General features: G+C 60.9%; 1 pseudogene. It reads left to right on the top strand.

Annotated features, from left to right (window positions below):
- A pseudogene (locus A3714_RS18015) lies at positions 1-207 on the top strand (META domain-containing protein); the annotation flags it as partial.

Consider the following 207-nt stretch of genomic DNA (forward strand, 5'->3'; position numbering starts at 1 on the left):
GATAACAGTCGACTGGCCGTAGAGACCCAGAGTGCCAGCGGCGAACAGCAACAGAATACTCTCAGCCTGACCTCATCCACTCCTTCCAGCGAAGAGCAGGATCCCGATGCCCTCCCCCTGTTCAGCGGTGACTACCAACGGGCCAACAACGCTGTGGGCCACCTGAGTGGCAAGGTGGAACTGCCTGTGGAGAGCGAGCTCCCCGAC

Origin of the sequence: Alcanivorax sp. HI0007 (assembly GCF_001635525.1) — a bacterium.
Taxonomy (GTDB): domain Bacteria; phylum Pseudomonadota; class Gammaproteobacteria; order Pseudomonadales; family Alcanivoracaceae; genus Alcanivorax.